At 62.0% G+C, this 15,235-nt stretch carries 14 protein-coding genes and 3 pseudogenes; 5 read left to right on the top strand and 12 right to left on the bottom strand.

Annotated features, from left to right (window positions below; genetic code table 11):
* Positions 1-37: 37 nt before the first annotated feature.
* Positions 38-340: a DUF6054 family protein gene (locus tag QSJ19_RS21845; RefSeq protein WP_286323101.1), complete on the top strand. Its 303-nt coding sequence runs from the start codon at positions 38-40 to the stop codon at positions 338-340.
* Positions 341-624: 284 nt separating this feature from the next.
* On the opposite strand, the gene QSJ19_RS21840 is transcribed toward QSJ19_RS21845, so the two are convergent.
* The 8 genes from QSJ19_RS21840 to QSJ19_RS21805 form a co-directional block, all read right to left on the bottom strand.
* Positions 625-2,079: an MmgE/PrpD family protein gene (locus QSJ19_RS21840; protein ID WP_286323100.1), complete on the bottom strand. Its 1,455-nt coding sequence runs from the start codon at positions 2,077-2,079 to the stop codon at positions 625-627.
* Positions 2,080-2,205: 126 nt separating this feature from the next.
* Positions 2,206-3,147, bottom strand: a complete 942-nt coding sequence (locus tag QSJ19_RS21835) for an NAD(P)-dependent oxidoreductase (RefSeq protein WP_286323099.1) — start codon at positions 3,145-3,147, stop codon at positions 2,206-2,208.
* Complete coding sequence (locus QSJ19_RS21830) at positions 3,144-3,539, bottom strand: carboxymuconolactone decarboxylase family protein (protein ID WP_286323098.1); 396 nt, start codon at positions 3,537-3,539, stop codon at positions 3,144-3,146. Before QSJ19_RS21830 ends, QSJ19_RS21835 begins: the two co-directional genes overlap by 4 nt.
* A 36-nt stretch (positions 3,540-3,575) precedes the next feature.
* Entirely contained in the window at positions 3,576-4,193 is a 618-nt protein-coding gene (locus QSJ19_RS21825) for an NIPSNAP family protein (RefSeq protein ID WP_286323097.1), read from the bottom strand.
* 33 nt (positions 4,194-4,226) lie between these two features.
* Entirely contained in the window at positions 4,227-5,042 is an 816-nt protein-coding gene (locus QSJ19_RS21820; RefSeq protein ID WP_286323096.1) for an N-acyl homoserine lactonase family protein, read from the bottom strand.
* A gap of 50 nt (positions 5,043-5,092) precedes the next feature.
* Complete coding sequence (locus QSJ19_RS21815; protein ID WP_286323095.1) at positions 5,093-6,589, bottom strand: aldehyde dehydrogenase; 1,497 nt, start codon at positions 6,587-6,589, stop codon at positions 5,093-5,095.
* A 70-nt stretch (positions 6,590-6,659) separates the two neighbouring features.
* Complete coding sequence (locus QSJ19_RS21810) at positions 6,660-7,955, bottom strand: MFS transporter (protein ID WP_286323094.1); 1,296 nt, start codon at positions 7,953-7,955, stop codon at positions 6,660-6,662.
* A gap of 123 nt (positions 7,956-8,078) precedes the next feature.
* The gene (locus tag QSJ19_RS21805; RefSeq protein WP_286323093.1) at positions 8,079-9,224 is read right to left on the bottom strand and encodes an alpha/beta fold hydrolase; all 1,146 of its coding nucleotides are present in this window, start codon (positions 9,222-9,224) and stop codon (positions 8,079-8,081) included.
* Between the two features lie 298 nt (positions 9,225-9,522).
* Here QSJ19_RS21805 and QSJ19_RS21800 point away from each other — a divergent pair, with 298 nt between their 5' ends.
* Together QSJ19_RS21800 and QSJ19_RS26865 are read left to right on the top strand one after the other, a co-directional pair.
* Positions 9,523-10,425 (top strand): LysR family transcriptional regulator, encoded by a 903-nt coding sequence (locus QSJ19_RS21800; protein WP_286323092.1) that lies wholly within the window; start codon positions 9,523-9,525, stop codon positions 10,423-10,425.
* A 386-nt stretch (positions 10,426-10,811) separates the two neighbouring features.
* Positions 10,812-11,111, top strand: a pseudogene (locus QSJ19_RS26865) (transposase); the annotation flags it as partial.
* Here QSJ19_RS26865 and QSJ19_RS21790 read toward each other — a convergent pair.
* On the bottom strand, positions 11,002-11,937 hold the full coding sequence (locus tag QSJ19_RS21790; RefSeq protein ID WP_286323091.1) for an NmrA family NAD(P)-binding protein: 936 nt from the start codon (positions 11,935-11,937) through the stop codon (positions 11,002-11,004). The pseudogene QSJ19_RS26865 and the gene QSJ19_RS21790 sit on opposite strands and share 110 nt — an antisense overlap.
* Before the next feature lie 105 nt (positions 11,938-12,042).
* Here QSJ19_RS21790 and QSJ19_RS21785 point away from each other — a divergent pair, with 105 nt between their 5' ends.
* Positions 12,043-12,606, top strand: coding sequence for a TetR/AcrR family transcriptional regulator (locus QSJ19_RS21785; protein WP_286323090.1), 564 nt, complete (start codon positions 12,043-12,045; stop codon positions 12,604-12,606).
* A 522-nt stretch (positions 12,607-13,128) separates the two neighbouring features.
* On the opposite strand, the pseudogene QSJ19_RS27055 reads toward QSJ19_RS21785, so the two are convergent.
* The 3 genes and pseudogenes from QSJ19_RS27055 to QSJ19_RS21770 all read right to left on the bottom strand — a co-directional run.
* Positions 13,129-13,322, bottom strand: a pseudogene (locus QSJ19_RS27055) (DDE-type integrase/transposase/recombinase); the annotation flags it as partial.
* A gap of 15 nt (positions 13,323-13,337) precedes the next feature.
* The gene (locus QSJ19_RS21775; protein WP_286323088.1) at positions 13,338-13,712 is read right to left on the bottom strand and encodes an IS3 family transposase; all 375 of its coding nucleotides are present in this window, start codon (positions 13,710-13,712) and stop codon (positions 13,338-13,340) included.
* A gap of 378 nt (positions 13,713-14,090) precedes the next feature.
* Positions 14,091-14,219: pseudogene (locus QSJ19_RS21770) on the bottom strand (IS256 family transposase); the annotation flags it as partial.
* A 253-nt stretch (positions 14,220-14,472) separates the two neighbouring features.
* On the opposite strand from QSJ19_RS21770, the gene QSJ19_RS21765 reads away from it, so the two are divergent.
* Positions 14,473-15,219: a class I SAM-dependent methyltransferase gene (locus QSJ19_RS21765; protein WP_286323087.1), complete on the top strand. Its 747-nt coding sequence runs from the start codon at positions 14,473-14,475 to the stop codon at positions 15,217-15,219.
* The last annotated feature ends 16 nt before the right edge of the window (positions 15,220-15,235 follow it).

Here is a 15,235-nt window from a genome sequence, read left to right as displayed (position 1 = left end):
GCGATGAAGGATTTCCCACTCTGCCCCAATCGCCGGCGTGGCCCTCACCCTGACCGCTTGCAAGTTGCTGACACAGCACCACGCCGACCCGGAGACAGAGCACATGGCTAAACACGAGCGCACATTCACCGGCGACTTCGACGAAGTCGTACGCGCAATCCACCGAGGCGTACTCTCCGGTAGTTCGTCGGCCAGCTTCGAGGACTCGAGCGACCTCAACGTCGGTGACGTTCGTTGTTCGACAATGGTCTTCGAGCGCTACAGCATGGTCGGAGCCAACCGCCTGAGTCTGACGGTGACTGAAGCGTCCCGGGTTTCATGCACCGTCGGTTGTGTGTGAACCGACCGGCGGGTTGGCCACTCCAGCATGATAGATGTCCTCGGCTTCTGCGGGTGGAATGCGTCCGAGGCGGTGCATGAGGCGACTGTGGTTGAACCAGCTGATTGGGGCTCCCCCGAACCGCAACTTCTGGCCCACCTGCTCGACGTCCGCGTAGTCATCGAAGACCTCACAGTCGACCACGACCACCGACACAGGCACTCAGTGCTGGCCTACTATAGCCCGGCCGCCTACGCTGTCCGGTGCGCCCACCGGCATCATCCGTGGGCTGCGAGACCGATTGATCACCGGCAAGTATGACCCGCCCTGGAACCGCCTGGTCTCTTGGGGCCTGCCACAGCCGCCGAGAGCGCCGCGCAATCCTCGAGTTCCCCGAGATGCGATACTAGTTCGACTATCCGGTCGATGCGGTCGGGCTCGAGTGCGCCGGCCGCCGCGTGTCGGAAACGCAGCTCCACAGAGGACGCGTCGAGCCAAGGAACGTCGTCGACCGAGGCTGTAACCGTCTCTCCGTCGGAGAATTGCACCTGAACTCGGGCTGGTTGCTTGTCGGACGAACGGCTCCGTGCCGCCGCCTCTATTGAGGGGTCGATCTCGATTCGGCAACGCGCAGCCAGATCAACGATGGCAGGATCTGAATATCTCGTATACGTTTGCTCGTCGACGCGCCCACAGACCAGGGCCGAGGCCACCGCGTACTGCATGCTCATCTTGCTTTGTTGCAGTCGAGTGAACGGTCCCCGGTTGTTGCATCCCGGGTAGTCACGCGCCCGACGGGAAGTTCCGATAGTCACCGCACTGATTTGCTGCACCCGATCTACGACATTCCGACGCACCTCGAGGGCGGCCGCTATCGGGCTCTGAATGTAATTGCACCCGCTGTAGGGCTTGTGACGGACGTGCTGGAGCCCGCTTGGGCCATCTCGGCGTACGGCCCGTAAGCGCTCAAACATGAGCTGTGGTCCGCTGGCGGCTCCCAGTGCTTGGAACAGTCCGTCCCGTCCGTCCAGAGCGGAGGCCGAGGATCTCAACCCAGAGCGGGCCAGGTCGAATGCCAATACCCCGCTTCGGGCCGCCACGGCGGTGTGGACATAAACCTCTTCGCCACCGGACCATGGCCACTCGTTGAATCCAGACACCGCGTTGACAGCGAAACCGAGTGCGCTCACGGCGGTGGGCTCATCCAGTTCTGCCGCTGCGATAGCGCCACTCACGGCACCGAACGCTCCGTTCACCCCGGACGGACGAAAATGCTTCGCGGCGCCCAGATCTTGAATTACCGATCCCAACGCGATGGCCATCTCATAGCCGGCGACGATTCCGCGCACAACCGCCTTGCCCGACCATCGCTCCCTCTCTGCAAGTGCGAGGACCGCAGGTAGAACCAGAACTCCGATATGGGTGCTGCTCGATACGTGTACGTCGTCGCGGATCAAGCTGTGTGCCAAAGCGCTGTTGCCGAATGCGGCGTCCTCGGCCGAGACAAGACCGCCAGTTCCCCAATGGCGGGCTTGAGCGATGCCGGAGCGATCGACGATGTACCTGTCGAGAGCCGTCCTCCATGGGACCGTCAGGCTGTCGAAGCTGCAACTGAGACAGTCGAGAAGACAAGTAGTCACCTTCTGCTGGACCTCTGTTGGTATGTGCATGGAGTTCAGATCGGTCAGCGACCTTGCGACCTCTTGAGTCACCGTCGAGGAGCTTCCGCGAAACACGTTGCTGTCCCGGCTCTTCCTCACGGTTCTCCTCAGCTCGCCGCGAACGAACCCGCGGCAGGGGCGCCGGTTCGAGCTATCGGTCGATCGAATCCGGGTTCCGCTCTCAACCGCCGTAGGAGACGGCTGGTCGGTACGCCGGACTCGCTGTCACTCCCCCGCATCAGTCGCGGACATACCGTCGCCCACCTCAACCTCGGCCCACCGCTCGTAAGGTCGAACAATCATGCTGAAATCGGAATCCGGCCCGTTGTGCCGAGAGGCATAATCCCAGATCTCATGTACCGACGATCCAACCCATAGCGGCACTCCGAGTTGCCTCGCCTGCTCCGTGAACAGCCCGACGTCCTTCGTCATGTGTCCTGCGGAGAACCCGAGGTTGAACAACCGTGGGACCACAGCCCGAGGGAACTTGTCAAGAGTGGCGCTGTTGCGACCGCTGCTGACGTTGACGATCTCCAGCATGGTTGCGGGTGCCAGACCCGCGGCGACGCCGACAACGAGCGCCTCCGACGTCGTCGCCAGTGCGGCAGCCGACAGGTAGTTGTTCACGAGCTTCATGACCTGACCCTGACCGGCGCTGTCACCCACTCTGTAAACGGTCCCAATGTGTTCCAGGAAGGGCGTGACCTCGTCAATGGCGCAAGCCCGCCCGGAGGTCATGATACTCAGTGCGCCTTGCAAAGCCCCGGCGACACCCCCACTGACCGGTGCATCGATCCAGGCCAACCCAGAAGCATCGCTGTCGGCTGCGAGAGACCTGGCCGCTTCGGCGCCGATCGTGGAGAGATCGACGATATGACGCAATGCTCGACCATGTTTGGCAATTCCGTTGTCGCCGAACGTCACATCTCTCGCGATGGAGGCGTTGGGCACGCTCAGGAAGATCGTCTCGACTTCTGCCGCGACCTCATGAAGCGATGTGACCGCTTGTCCACCCGCCCGGGCGAAGTCTTCGAGTGCGGCGGGATCGACATCGGTGCCGACCACCTGAATACCTGCCTGCACCAGCCGTTGCGCCATGGGGCCGCCGATGTTTCCGAGCCCCACCCAGCCCACCGCGGCATTGTTGGCGTTGGACCTTGCGCTCATGCGGCACCGCCTCTGTCTGCGTCGAGTTCGGCAAAGGCCTCGCGCGCGATGCGGAATCCGTCCACACCCGCTGGCACACCGGCGTAGATGGCGGCCTGCATGAGGACTTCTCTGATCTCCTCTCGCGACACGCCGTTACGCAGCGCTCCTTTCACGTGCAGCTTGAGTTCGTGCGGCCGGTTGAGAATCACGATCATAGCAATGTTGATGATGCTTCGCGTTTTGTGCGAAAGACCCTCTCGCCCCCACACTGCGCCCCAGCAATACTCCGTCACCAGATATTGGAAATCACGGTTAAAATCATCGGAATTGTTGAGCGCTTGGTCGACATAGCTCTCACCGGCCACCGCCTTACGAATACTCAAGCCGGTCTCGTATATGTCTCTGGACATTCTTTCAAGCCTTTCCTATGTTGATGTTGGAGGGGTTCATTTCAACGGCGATATTGAGGCGGGTATCGCGATGGTCGATGTGGCATGGGCAATGTTCTCGGGCCCGCCCACTGGTGGCCAGATGCCCAGATCGACTGCCTTTCGTCGGATAGCGAGTCGTTCATCAAGGCTTGGAAAAGGCCATATGTGAGTGATGCGAGGGCGCCCGTCGACGGCGTACATGACGGTAGTCAAGGGAAAGAGTTTGGCCCGCTCCGGAAGTGCCGCTTCCCAGCCAGCGATGGTTGGAGCGAGGCCTCCGATCTTCAGCTGATACGTCCGGAACTCATAGACAGGGCCGTAAGTTCCCGTCTGAATCGAATCATCGAGAAATGGAAATTGACGATACGTCTCGGCGGTGAACGCGTCGAGGAACTCGCCGATTCCGAATGGATTGTCGCTTGCGAACAGATGACTGCGCTCGTGAGCGAGTTGCTGCGCATCGTCGAATTCACGAAGAACGAGAAGTCGGGTGATGATGACTCCATGTTCTGTCTCCCAGGCCCCCACGAGACGACCGTGAGTGGTACCCGAATCAGCGTAGTCGGCTAGCCGTGGGAGCGCCTGGTTGATCGTATTCAGTTTCAGTGACAGTGTCGCAAGCTCGTACAACATGAAGTCCCCTTCGGTGAGAATGTTTCGGTGATGTCAGCCGGCGGACGCAGGCATTGCCGCATCTGATCGCGCGACCGGTTGCCGCCGTCCGATCACCGCTGCGAGCCCCGCAAACTCTCGCGAGTACGGTTGGTGTCGTTCGAGGACGGCCGGATCGTGGCCGGGGATCAGAATCGCATCGTTCTCCTGCACAAGCTCGTTCATCTGATCAAATCCCGCGTACATGGCTTGCAGATCCGCCACGATGTGAAAGGGCATGTCACGTTCGATCTGCTCGTAGAAGTGCGTCGCGTCCGAGGCCAGCAGGACCATCCCCTCAGATGTGTTGACCGTCAACACGCACTGGCCGGGCGAATGCCCACCGAGTTCGATCATCCGAACTCCGGGAGCGAGCAGCGCCGACCCCGTGTGAAGGCGCAGTCGATTCTCGTGATGCGCGCGCCTCAGATGTTCGATGTCGTTCTCGTCGACTGCATGTTTGAACTGCTCGCGCTGCCCGAACGGACCTGTCCAGAAGGCGTACTCGGCGGACGGCACTATGAGCGGCGACCGCGGAAAGAGATCCAGGTTTCCGACATGATCATAGTGGGCGTGCGTCACTACGACGGTGGCGGCGTTTGGTTGCACACCCAGGGATGCGAGAGCATCCCCCGGCGGCACGAGTTGACTCCGCCCACGCCGGAGTCCTTCATGCTCACTGAATCCGGTGTCTACGACGAAGGTTCGGCGATCATTGCGGACTATCCAGAAGTAGTAGTCCATTTGGATAGGTCCGTCCGCCTCCCCATACACCTCATAGTTGAGAAAGACCTTGCTGCGAAGAGTGTCACGTGAGCCGTAGCGGACCACGACGATCTCGTACTCGTCGTCACTCAACGGTTCCCCACCTCGTCGACGAATCATCCGAGGGTGAAAGGGTCACGTGTCTGCCCAGACAACTCCACCCAGATGGCCTTGTCCTCGAGGTAGGACTCCACCGCTTTGATACCGCTTTCGCGACCGACACCTGACGCACCAAAGCCACCGAATGGAACCTGCGGGGCGACTGTGCGATACGCATTGACCCATACCGTTCCCGCGCGTAGTCGCCCGGCCACACGATGCCCGCGATACACGTCACGTGTCCACACCGATGCGGCAAGACCGAATTCGGTTCCGTTGGCGAGCTCTACTGCCTCGTCCTCGGTGTCGAAGGCGACGACCGATAGAACGGGTCCGAAGATCTCCTCGGTGAGGGCACACGACCCCGGGACGAGGTCGGTCAGTATGGTGGGCTGAACGAAGTAGCTGCCGACCTCCGTAGCGGCCGCTCCCCCGGTGGCGAATGTCGCGCCTTCCTCACGTGCTCGCGCAAAGTAGGAGAGAACCTTCTCGTACTGCTGCTTGTTTGCCAACGGACCCATCTCGGTGTCGGCAGCGGTTGGATCGCCGAGCCGAATTCGTTCGGCTCGTTCGACGACCTTGGCAACGAGGCGGTCGGCGATCTCCCGGTGCACCAGGAGTCTAGAACCAGCCATACATGTCTGACCTGCCGCGGCGAAGATTCCGGCAATAACCCCGTTGGCTACTGCGTCGAGGTCGCTGTCACCGAAGGCGATCTGCGCCGACTTGCCACCGAGTTCCAATGTGACGCGGGCGAATCGATCAGCTGCCGCGTGAGCAACGGCACGCCCGACGTGCGTTGATCCGGTGAACGCCACCTTGTCCACATCGGAATGGGCGGCAAGCGCTTTGCCGGTTTCTGCGCCCCGCCCCGTGACCACGTTGATGACCCCTGGGGGAAAGCCTGCCTCTGTAGCGAGTTGAGCGAGCTTCACGGCCGAAGACGGCGTGTAATCGCTCGGTTTGACAACCACTGTGCACCCCGCGGCGAGCGCGGGCGCGAGCTTCCAGGTCAACAACAGCAGTGGTGAGTTCCACGGCGTGATGGCTGCGACGACACCGACCGGTACCTTCTGGGTGTACACGAGGAAGTTACGTTTGTCCGTCGGAATGACTTCCCCCTGCACCTTGTCGGCCAGGCCGCCGAAGTACTCGTACCAGCGGGCTATACCTTCCACCTGTCCAGCCATCTCCCGGAGCAGTTTGCCGTTCTCCTTGGTTTCGAGGGATGCGAGGTGCTCGGCATCGCGCCGGATGAGTCTGGCCAACTGGACGAGCAGCTGACCGCGTGCGGGCGCGGTGATACTGGACCAAGGTCCGCCCAACGCTCGGCGGGCCGCACCCACCGCCTCGTCGACGTCGGACGTGTCAGCGTCGGCAACCACCGAGACAGCAGCTCCGGTATACGGGTCGACAGTGGTGTACGTTCGGCCGCTCGATGCGGGTACCGACTTGCCATCAATGAACAGGTCGACAACCGCAGACTCGTTCTGGCCGTGGATGATATGTGTCATAGGCCTTCCTTTCCACAATCGTGACGAAGGTGGATAGCCCTCCTTCGCATGCAAACACGATGGCACGCGGTCACCGTGTGACCTCGGTATCTTTCTTCCCGGAGGTTGATGGGTCTCCTAAACCTATTTCTCTCCAACGGGTTTCGGGTAACCATCGCCATAGCACGGCAGTGGCGACGACAGCGGCCAGAACCACATACGCTGCCGGTGCCGCCGTTCCCGGATACGCTGCAGCGAGTGCGGCGGCGATGACCGGTCCGGGTCCGGCGATCAACGCGGCACCCAGGTTGTAGCCGGTGGCACTACCTGTTGCCCGCACATCGGGCGGAAACAGTTCGATCAACATCACCGTCGTCGTGACATTGTGCATCGCCTCGAACACTCCGAACAGCACGATTCCGATGACGGCGAGCATCGGCCGGCCCGTTGCCATCAGCATGAATGCAGGGATGGCGATCATGGCGAGACCGGCGCCACCGGCGAGTGAGATGGGCCGTCTCCCTACGTGATCGGATGCCACACCGGCAAGAGGGCACAAGAATCCGTACAGCAGGGCACCGGTGGCAACAACTGCCAGAGCATCCACTCGATGCATTTCCACCGTCACCGTCAGAAACGTCGTCACGTAGGTCGCGAGATAGTAGAAGCCCAGCACCGTGATACTCGCCAACGCGAACGCGATCCCGAGCGATCGCAAGTCTCTGCGAGCCACGCCTTTCAGCGGTGCCACCTCGACTGTGCCGGACTCCTGCATCTCCCGAAAGACCGGAGTCTCTTCCAGTTTCAACCGCATGTAGAGACCGACGATCGTCATCGGAAAGGCTGCCAGGAACGGAAGTCGCCAACCCCAACTGTCGACGGCGTCGGCACTCATGACCGTGTTGATGATCAGTGCGGTACCAGCCCCGGCAGCAACGGCCAAGGCGGCAGTTGCCGGTACGATGCTCGCAGCCACACCTCTGCGATTCGCCGGAGCGTTCTCGATGATGAAGGCGGCGGATCCGGTCCATTCACCGCCAGCCGAGAAGCCCTGCACGGCACGAAGAAGAACGAGGAGGACTGGACTCACAAGTCCGGCTGCCGCATACGACGGCAACACTGCGATCAATGCGGTCGCCGTCCCCATCATCACGACAGCCAGTGACAAGGACTTTCGACGGCCCAGGCGATCGCCGATGGAACCGAAGAACAGGCCGCCCGCAGGACGCATGAGGAACGCGATTCCATAGACCGCCAGCGTCGACAGCAATGATGTCGTTGCGTTCCCGGTAGGGAAGAACGTCTTACCGATACTGACAGCAAAGAACCCGTACACGGCGAAGTCGAACCACTCCATGAAGTTGCCGATCCCCGTGGCGAACAGCACACGTCGGTCGGTGGGGTGTCTGCCCTGGGATGGGGTGCCGGGGATGGAACTCATGTGTATGAACCATTTCTCGGATCGGGACCGGGGTGGTCGAGGCTGGTCTGAGGGAGTCGATATCGGGGGTCATCCGTGCTCGCGGCCGGAGATCTTCTCCAGTACGGGGTAGAGATATCGGGCGAAACCGACGGGATCTTCCGACATCGGAAAATGACCTTTGGTCCGCATGTCGATCAACTCACCACCGAGACGATCCGCGGCGTCACGACTCATCTCAGTCGTGGCCGAGTAGTCGTACTCCCCACTGAAGACATACAGCGGACACGATGCCTGCGGAATGTCAACGACACGACGAGGCAGATCGTGCGAATAGAAGTACGTATCGCCTTGGTACACGCCAGGTCCGGATTGTGCATAGCCCCAGAGGGTCTGCGTCCGGGGACCACGGGGACTCGTGGGAGCGATCAGGCCTCCCACCCAGCTGACCAGGAAGGTGGAGTGGTCTACGTCGGCTCTGTTGGTCCACTCCACAAATCGTCGCGGGTTACCGAGCCCGCCCTCCAGTGCGCACACTCCTGAGAACAGATCGCCATGATGAGCGGCGAGGTACAAGCCGATAGCCCCTCCCATGGAGCAGCCGACGAGGATGGGAGTGTGGATGTCGAGCGCCTCGATGAAGGAAAGGACCGTCGCCGCATACGTGTCGGTGGTCAGTGCGTACCTGGTGGATTCCCAGTCGTCCGGCGGATCGGAACGCCCGTGCCACGGCATGTCGAAGGCGTACACCGTGTACTTTTCGGTGAGTTCACCGTCTTCGAGCATGTAGCGATATTGGCGTGAGTCCGCGCCAGCGGTATGCAGACACACGATGGCGGGACCTTGACCAGCGGATTCAAAGTAGATCCGGCGACGGGAACCTTCCACATCGAGGTGAATGTAGCGGCCGGTGATAGGCCCTACCCCCAGGGCCGGGCGATTGGGGGCAGGGCTTGTCGCGGGGGCGGGTTGGGCATCGTGTGCCGATCGTCGACAAGCTTCCAACACTCTGTCGATGACGGCGGCCCCCCGGGCCCAGGTCGCTCTATCGCCACGAATTCGGTCGGCACCCTGCGTGGCCACGATCGCCTGTGCGCTTGTGAACCCGCGTGCCGGCGGTATAGCGCAGAACTCGTCCCACTCCTGCTTCGAGAGCACGTACTCGAAGTCCCAGCTGGCATTGATGCCGATGTCGTCGACGACTCTCAGCCGGGAGTCAACGACCTCGATACCCAACCGATCTCCTCCGATCTCGACGATTGCCGACCACGGAGCCGACTTGGGCAGGCCGTCCAGTGAGATCTCGGCTGTCCACTCGTGAGATAGAGCGTTTTGCGACATGAAGGGCACTCCTCGATGTGCGGTGTTGTGGGGCGCGGCAGGAAACCTGCGAGTTCTCCTCGGCAGGCACGGCCTTCACAGGCAAGGCCAATCGAGTGGCGCGGATCACTTCCAGGTACTGTCACAGCATGCATCGCATAACCACAGAGAGTCCAATACGGAATAGTTAGTCAACCAATTACTTGGAGTTATGATGGAGTTGCGACAGCTGCAGCATTTCGTCGCGGTAGCAGATGAAGGATCGTTCACAAGGGCCGCCGCGCGACTGATGATTTCGCAGCCCGGCGTCTCGTCCTCGATCAAAGAACTCGAGCGCGAACTAGGCGCTCAGCTCTTGGTGCGTCGCGCACGTCGCGTAGAGCTGAACGAAGCCGGCCGCGAACTCTACGCAAGCGCGCGCCGCGTTCTTGCTGTGCTCGACGCGACCAGCGAGCAGGTTCGACGGGGAAGGCGGACGGCCAAGCGAACGCTGGCGATCGGATCGATTCCGTCTTTTGCAGGCCTCGATCTGGCGGCGTTGGTCAGCAAGTTCGTCGCCCAGCACCCAGATGTCGACGTTGCTATTTCCATCGGTTTTCCGCGGGATCTGTTTCGTTTGGTCCACACATCGGAAGTCGATCTCGCTTTTGTCACTATGCCCCAGAGACAACCACCAGACGGTCTGCATCTGTCTCCACTCGCGACGTACCCCATGGTTTTGGCGTGTCCACTGGGTCATCGTCTTGCCGACAGATCCGCGGTGACACTCGGAATGCTGGAGAACGAAGTCTTCGTTGACTTCACTACCGAACTCGCGGCACGACAAGCAGTCGACGAGGCGTTTGCAGCCTCGGGAATCGAGCGTCAGGTGCGTGTCACATGCAACGAAATCGGATCGCTGCTCGAGCTCGTAGCGCACGGCATCGGGCTGGCTATCGTCCCATTGTCCTTGGCCCAAGCAACTCGCGTGCCCATCAGACTGGTCCAGGTCGACGAAGCCTCTCTGGTGTGGACGGTCGCGGTCGCCACCCGACACGGTGCACTCCCGAATCCCGACGCCCAAGATCTCTGGAATGCCGTCGTCGATACTGCCAAGCCTGTCGATGTGGCACGCTGATTCGCCTGTGGATCTTGGTCGCCGAAAGCGCCAACGGGATGGAACTTCGCGACCGACGACGAATGTGAGGTAGCGGTCGGCGCACCACGTCCGGTCGATGCGGCTGCTCACTCCACACCATCCACCTCACGACTTGCGCTCTCGCACTCACCCGAATCAGTCGTGAGACTCGGATCGGTGGCGATGACCGGCGGCCAACGGGCTGTCGGAATCTGCCCCACTACTGCAGCCGTAGACAGCGGGTTATGAGGTTGTACGGCGTGTTTGCCCTGTTCAAGGTGGCTGCCGGGGCATGCCTGACTTTTGTCACCGGGTGGACGGTCAGTCGGCCTTGAGTCTGTGACCTGCGTCGATGGCTGGGTTCGGTGGTGGACTTGCGCCGTTGGGTGCAACGCCATCACTTCGGTACCGCCGGCCGGATCGAGAACTGCCAGGTCGCGGTCTATATGGCCTACACCAGCGACAAAGGTCACGCGTCGATCGACCGGCGACTGTACATGCCACGATGGTGGACCACTGACACCGTGCGCCGAGAAACCGCAGGGGAGCCCGTCGAGGTTCCGCGTTTTCAACTGCTCAGGCGGGAGTCCGCAGGTGTTCGTGTGCCCATTCTTCGAAGCTGGTCAGGTCGATGCCAAGCGCACGAGCGAACTGCGGTCGGGCCGGTTGGCCGACAATCTCCATGAATTCGTGGGTGGCGCCCATGTCTCCCATGCCAGCGCCACGCGCCTGTTCCTCGTTCATGTCCGGAGCTGTCAGTGGGACGCCAAGAGCACGGGAGAGGATCTTGGCAATTTCTGTCATGGTCAGGTAATCGCTCGCGAGTTCCAGTTCCACTCGGTGGAACTCGGCGGGGGCGGACAGGGCGGCCGCAGCGGCTTGGCCCACATCTCTGGCTGCTACAAGTGCCAGGTGTGTGCTTGGTTTGACAACGGTGACCAGACCCCCTTCGACTCCGCGGGGGAAGTAGAAGCGCATTGACGGCTCGAAGTTCTCCATGAAGAACGACGGCTTGAGCAACGTCCAGTAGGGAAAGCCGAACTCGCGCAGCCGGTCCTGGATCGCAGCCTTCGTGCCGAGCGGGGCTTCCATCACCGCCCACCGCCCTTCGGCCCAGCCCGGAGCCTCGATGTGTTGTCCCACGCCGCTGGTGGAGGACTGGACAAACTGCTCAACACCGGCGGCATGCGCAGTCGTCATGAGGTTGACCGCCTGGTCGACCTCGCCTGCGAAGTCAAACCCCTGCTCGGTGAGGGCGGGCATCTGCACGGAGAAGACGGCTCGCACGCCGCTCACGGCCGCCTCGAGGGTCGCAGGTGCGGTGAGATCGCCCACGACCAGGCTGGCGCCGAGTCCTTCGATGGCCCGTGCACGCGGCGTGCTCGGGTCGCGTACCAGAGCACGCACCGGTATTCCCTGCGCGAGCAGAGCCCGTGCGGTCGCACCGCCTTGGCGGCCAGTAGCACCGGCGACGAGAACCGGTGTTGCGCCGGCAGTGGTGACAGTGATCATGTGTTCGTCTCCTCAGCGGTTACGCGGACGATAAGCGGCGGACCCCGCCGTTTATTACTCGCTACAATACGGCGGGGCCCGCCACTTATCAAGATTGGAGAGATCATGACTGGCCAGCGCTCGGACGCCCGCCGCAACTACACGCACATCCTCGCCGTGGCCGAGGCCGAGGTGGCGAGTCAAGGAGCCCAGGCATCACTGGAGCAGATCGCTCGCGCCGCGGGCGTCGGATCTGCCACCGTGCGGCGACACTTTCCCACCCGAAAGGCTCTGCTCGATGCCGTTTTCAAGCAGCGCGTCGACGCCCTGTGCGATCGCGCTCATACACTCTGCACCGAGCGAGACAGTCGCTCCGCGCTGGTGGAATGGCTGCACGAGCTGCTCTCCTACTCAGTTGCCGCACGCGGTCTGGCGGACGTCCTCTCCTACCAGCCACTGCAGGACGGGACCACCCAGGACTCCTGTGCGGCAGCCATTGGTGCGGCCGGCGCAGTGCTGCTAGGTAGGGCCATTGATGATCAGGCTGTCCGGGCGGACATCACCATCGAGGATCTACTCATAGCGGTCGTCGGAATCGCCCTGGCCACCGAGAACTACACCGACCCAGCGACGCAGGCCGACCGCGCCTTCCAGCTCACGGTCGCCGGGATCGGAGCCGACTGCACCTGAAACAGCAACTGGCCGGTAGTCGAGCCTGCTCGCGGCTCGCGCGGTCGGAACCAAGATCAACAGCGCGATTCCATGATCAACCGTATCGGCGAGAGCCCGCGGGTGTTTCCCCGCTCGGTGGCCGCTGCATGGGAAGGGCGCCGAGCTGTCGCATCTGGTTGTGCTTGTCGACCACGCCCCAGACTTCACCCCCCAGACTTCGACTTCCTTGCTGTCTGCGAAGCCGCTGATGACGATCTCGTCGCAGGTGATCCTGTTGCCTGTGGGTGGTAGGCCGCGGAATTCGCCTTGGCTGGTTTTCCGGTCACGGTCTGGGGAGCACGAACTTGTCACTTCGATGCTCGCGTCTTCTGCGGTGACCTAGACGGAATGGGGTGACGCCCGGCGTTCGTCCAAGGGTTGCGGGCCCGGCCTCACTCACAAAGATCTCGTGGGTTGCCGCGCGGGAGGCGCCTGCCCGGCCTGTCCGACATTTGTTGGCGGCCCCGGTGTTTGCCGGAGCGTACGAGTGTAGGACGCGATGTGCACGGTTCCGCGGCGGATGAACAGTGCTTGCTCGACGACATCGGTCACCAACGGGGTGTGCATGCTCGTCATGCCCGCCACCCGAGGATGAATCGTGAGAACACGTCGACGATGAACGACACGTAGACGAACCCGGCCAACGTCCACACGTCGGTGAAGTCGGCCATCCACCACTGGTCAGGATTATCGGCGTATTCCATTGCCGATCAACATGATCTGGGAACCCGGGGCCGTCTTGTCATCGTGGCGGGTGGTGACGGTGCGGTGAAACCGCGGACCGCTCTGGAGATCCCGCAGATCCTCATCAGTCGGCTCACCTGGTCGCGGCCCAGCATCTGCCCGACGCGCCGCATCGTGTGATACATCTTGCGAACTCGGTAGACGCTGCGACTCGCCTCGGACTGCTGGTAGACGGCGTGAGCAGCGTAGCCCTCGGTCGACATCGCCGCCGAGACCGGGCCGCGCTTCTTGTTCGCGTAGTAGGCGGACGGGGCGATCTGCATTCCGTACTCGGTGAGCACCCGGCGGATCTGATCGACCCCGAACAGGTCCTCGTGAGCGTTGAAGTACTCGACGATCAACGAAGTCGGCGGTTGATCTCCGCCGCGGCACAAGCGGCTAGAAGCTGTCTTCAATATCTCACTGGCCCTATGTAGTTCGGCAACCTCGCATCGCAACTCACGCAGCTCCGCAGTATGATCACCAACCCGCGACCCGGCCACAGAAGACGTCGGCGGGGCGTCCTTCTCGATCCAGTTGCACAACGTCGCCTGATTGGCATCGAGCAACTGCCCGACATTCTCACGCACAGCCAGCTCGGACTCTCCCGTCCGTCTCACCGAGCCGCTCGTGATACATTCTCACAGCTCGCTCACGAGTCTCCTGGTCGAACTTCCGCGGTACTGCTGTAACCGTATTCTCCTGGTGAGATCAACGGTCTCCACCAGACCCAGGACGGTTCACTCGTAGGTGACTCCGGCGCGCACGAGCACCACGAGGTGGGGTGCGTTGACCGATCGCCATCTCGATTGGGCGGCCTCGATCAGCTTGTAGGCCATCGCCAGAGTCGCTGGGCGTGACCCGATTCCTTGGTCACTGCGTATCCGGGACAGCGCAATACAGAGCCCCGACGCTCACTGCAGCGTCTCGACGCACCTCATCGATCGTCGGCAGCACCGTACCGTGCTCGGCGAATTATCTCCGAGCGCCACCCAGCAGTCTCGTCCGGGCATCGACATGCGCCCCTCGCGCGAGCTTTACTGTAGTAGGACCGAGGAACACTCTGTGCGGTGAGCGAGCCGTCGACGAATACCTACATCTCGAGTGGAAAGCGTTGATACCGTGGCCAAGTACGACACAATCGGCGCGACGTACGCCCAGACGCGGATGGCTGACCCGAGAATCGCCGCTGCAATCCAGGAAGCGATCGGCGATACGGCGAGCGTAGTGAATGTGGGCGCGGGCACCGGATCGTATGAGCCACCCACCACGGTCCTGGCCGTGGAGCCGAGCAAAGTGATGTTGTCACAACGATCCACCGTCGCCGCACCAGCGGTGCAAGCGCTGGCCGAAGCGCTGCCGTTGCGGGATAACGCTGTCGACGTCGCGTTGGCCGTTCTCACAGTGCACCATTGGCATGACCTCGCACGTGGTATGGCGGAGATGAAGCGGGTGGCGCGCTCACGGATCGTGTTGTTCACCTGGCGTCCGGAGATGATGGCCCGCTTCTGGCTGCTGCGGGAATACCTGCCTGCGGCCGCCGTGACGGATGCGCGCGTCGCCGTCCCTCTGGATGCGCTCGCCGCCATGCTGCCCGGAGCATCGCTGCGCGTGCAGCCGGTTCCGATACCGCATGACTGCACCGATGGCTTCGGCGCAGCCTATTGGCGGCGCCCGCACGCCTACCTCGACCCTCGTGTGCGAGCAGGAATCTCCATGCTGGCCACCACCGACCCAGCCGAACTCGCGCCGGGCCTTGAGCAACTCCGATCAGACCTGCAGACCCAACGATGGCATGCCCGGCACGCTCGACTTGTGGAGCAGGAGTCACTCGACGTCGGCTACTGCATCGTGATCGTCGATCTCTGATGCGTTCCAAACGCAC

This window comes from Gordonia sp. ABSL11-1, from assembly GCF_030315685.1.
Classification (GTDB): domain Bacteria; phylum Actinomycetota; class Actinomycetes; order Mycobacteriales; family Mycobacteriaceae; genus Gordonia.
The sequence above is the reverse complement of the archived record's forward strand: the minus strand, read 5'-3'. Positions and strand labels throughout refer to the sequence as shown.

Excerpts from the sequence above, each read along its gene's own strand:
- QSJ19_RS21835 (WP_286323099.1), bottom strand. The coding sequence starts at position 3,147 with ATGAGCGCAAGGTCCAACGCCAACAATGCCGCGGTGGGCTGGGTGGGG.
- QSJ19_RS21815 (WP_286323095.1), bottom strand. The coding sequence starts at position 6,589 with ATGACACATATCATCCACGGCCAGAACGAGTCTGCGGTTGTCGACCTG.
- QSJ19_RS21800 (WP_286323092.1), top strand. The coding sequence starts at position 9,523 with ATGGAGTTGCGACAGCTGCAGCATTTCGTCGCGGTAGCAGATGAAGGA.
- QSJ19_RS21825 (WP_286323097.1), bottom strand. The coding sequence starts at position 4,193 with ATGTTGTACGAGCTTGCGACACTGTCACTGAAACTGAATACGATCAAC.
- QSJ19_RS21830 (WP_286323098.1), bottom strand. The coding sequence starts at position 3,539 with ATGTCCAGAGACATATACGAGACCGGCTTGAGTATTCGTAAGGCGGTG.
- QSJ19_RS21790 (WP_286323091.1), bottom strand. The coding sequence starts at position 11,937 with ATGATCACTGTCACCACTGCCGGCGCAACACCGGTTCTCGTCGCCGGT.
- QSJ19_RS21785 (WP_286323090.1), top strand. The coding sequence starts at position 12,043 with ATGACTGGCCAGCGCTCGGACGCCCGCCGCAACTACACGCACATCCTC.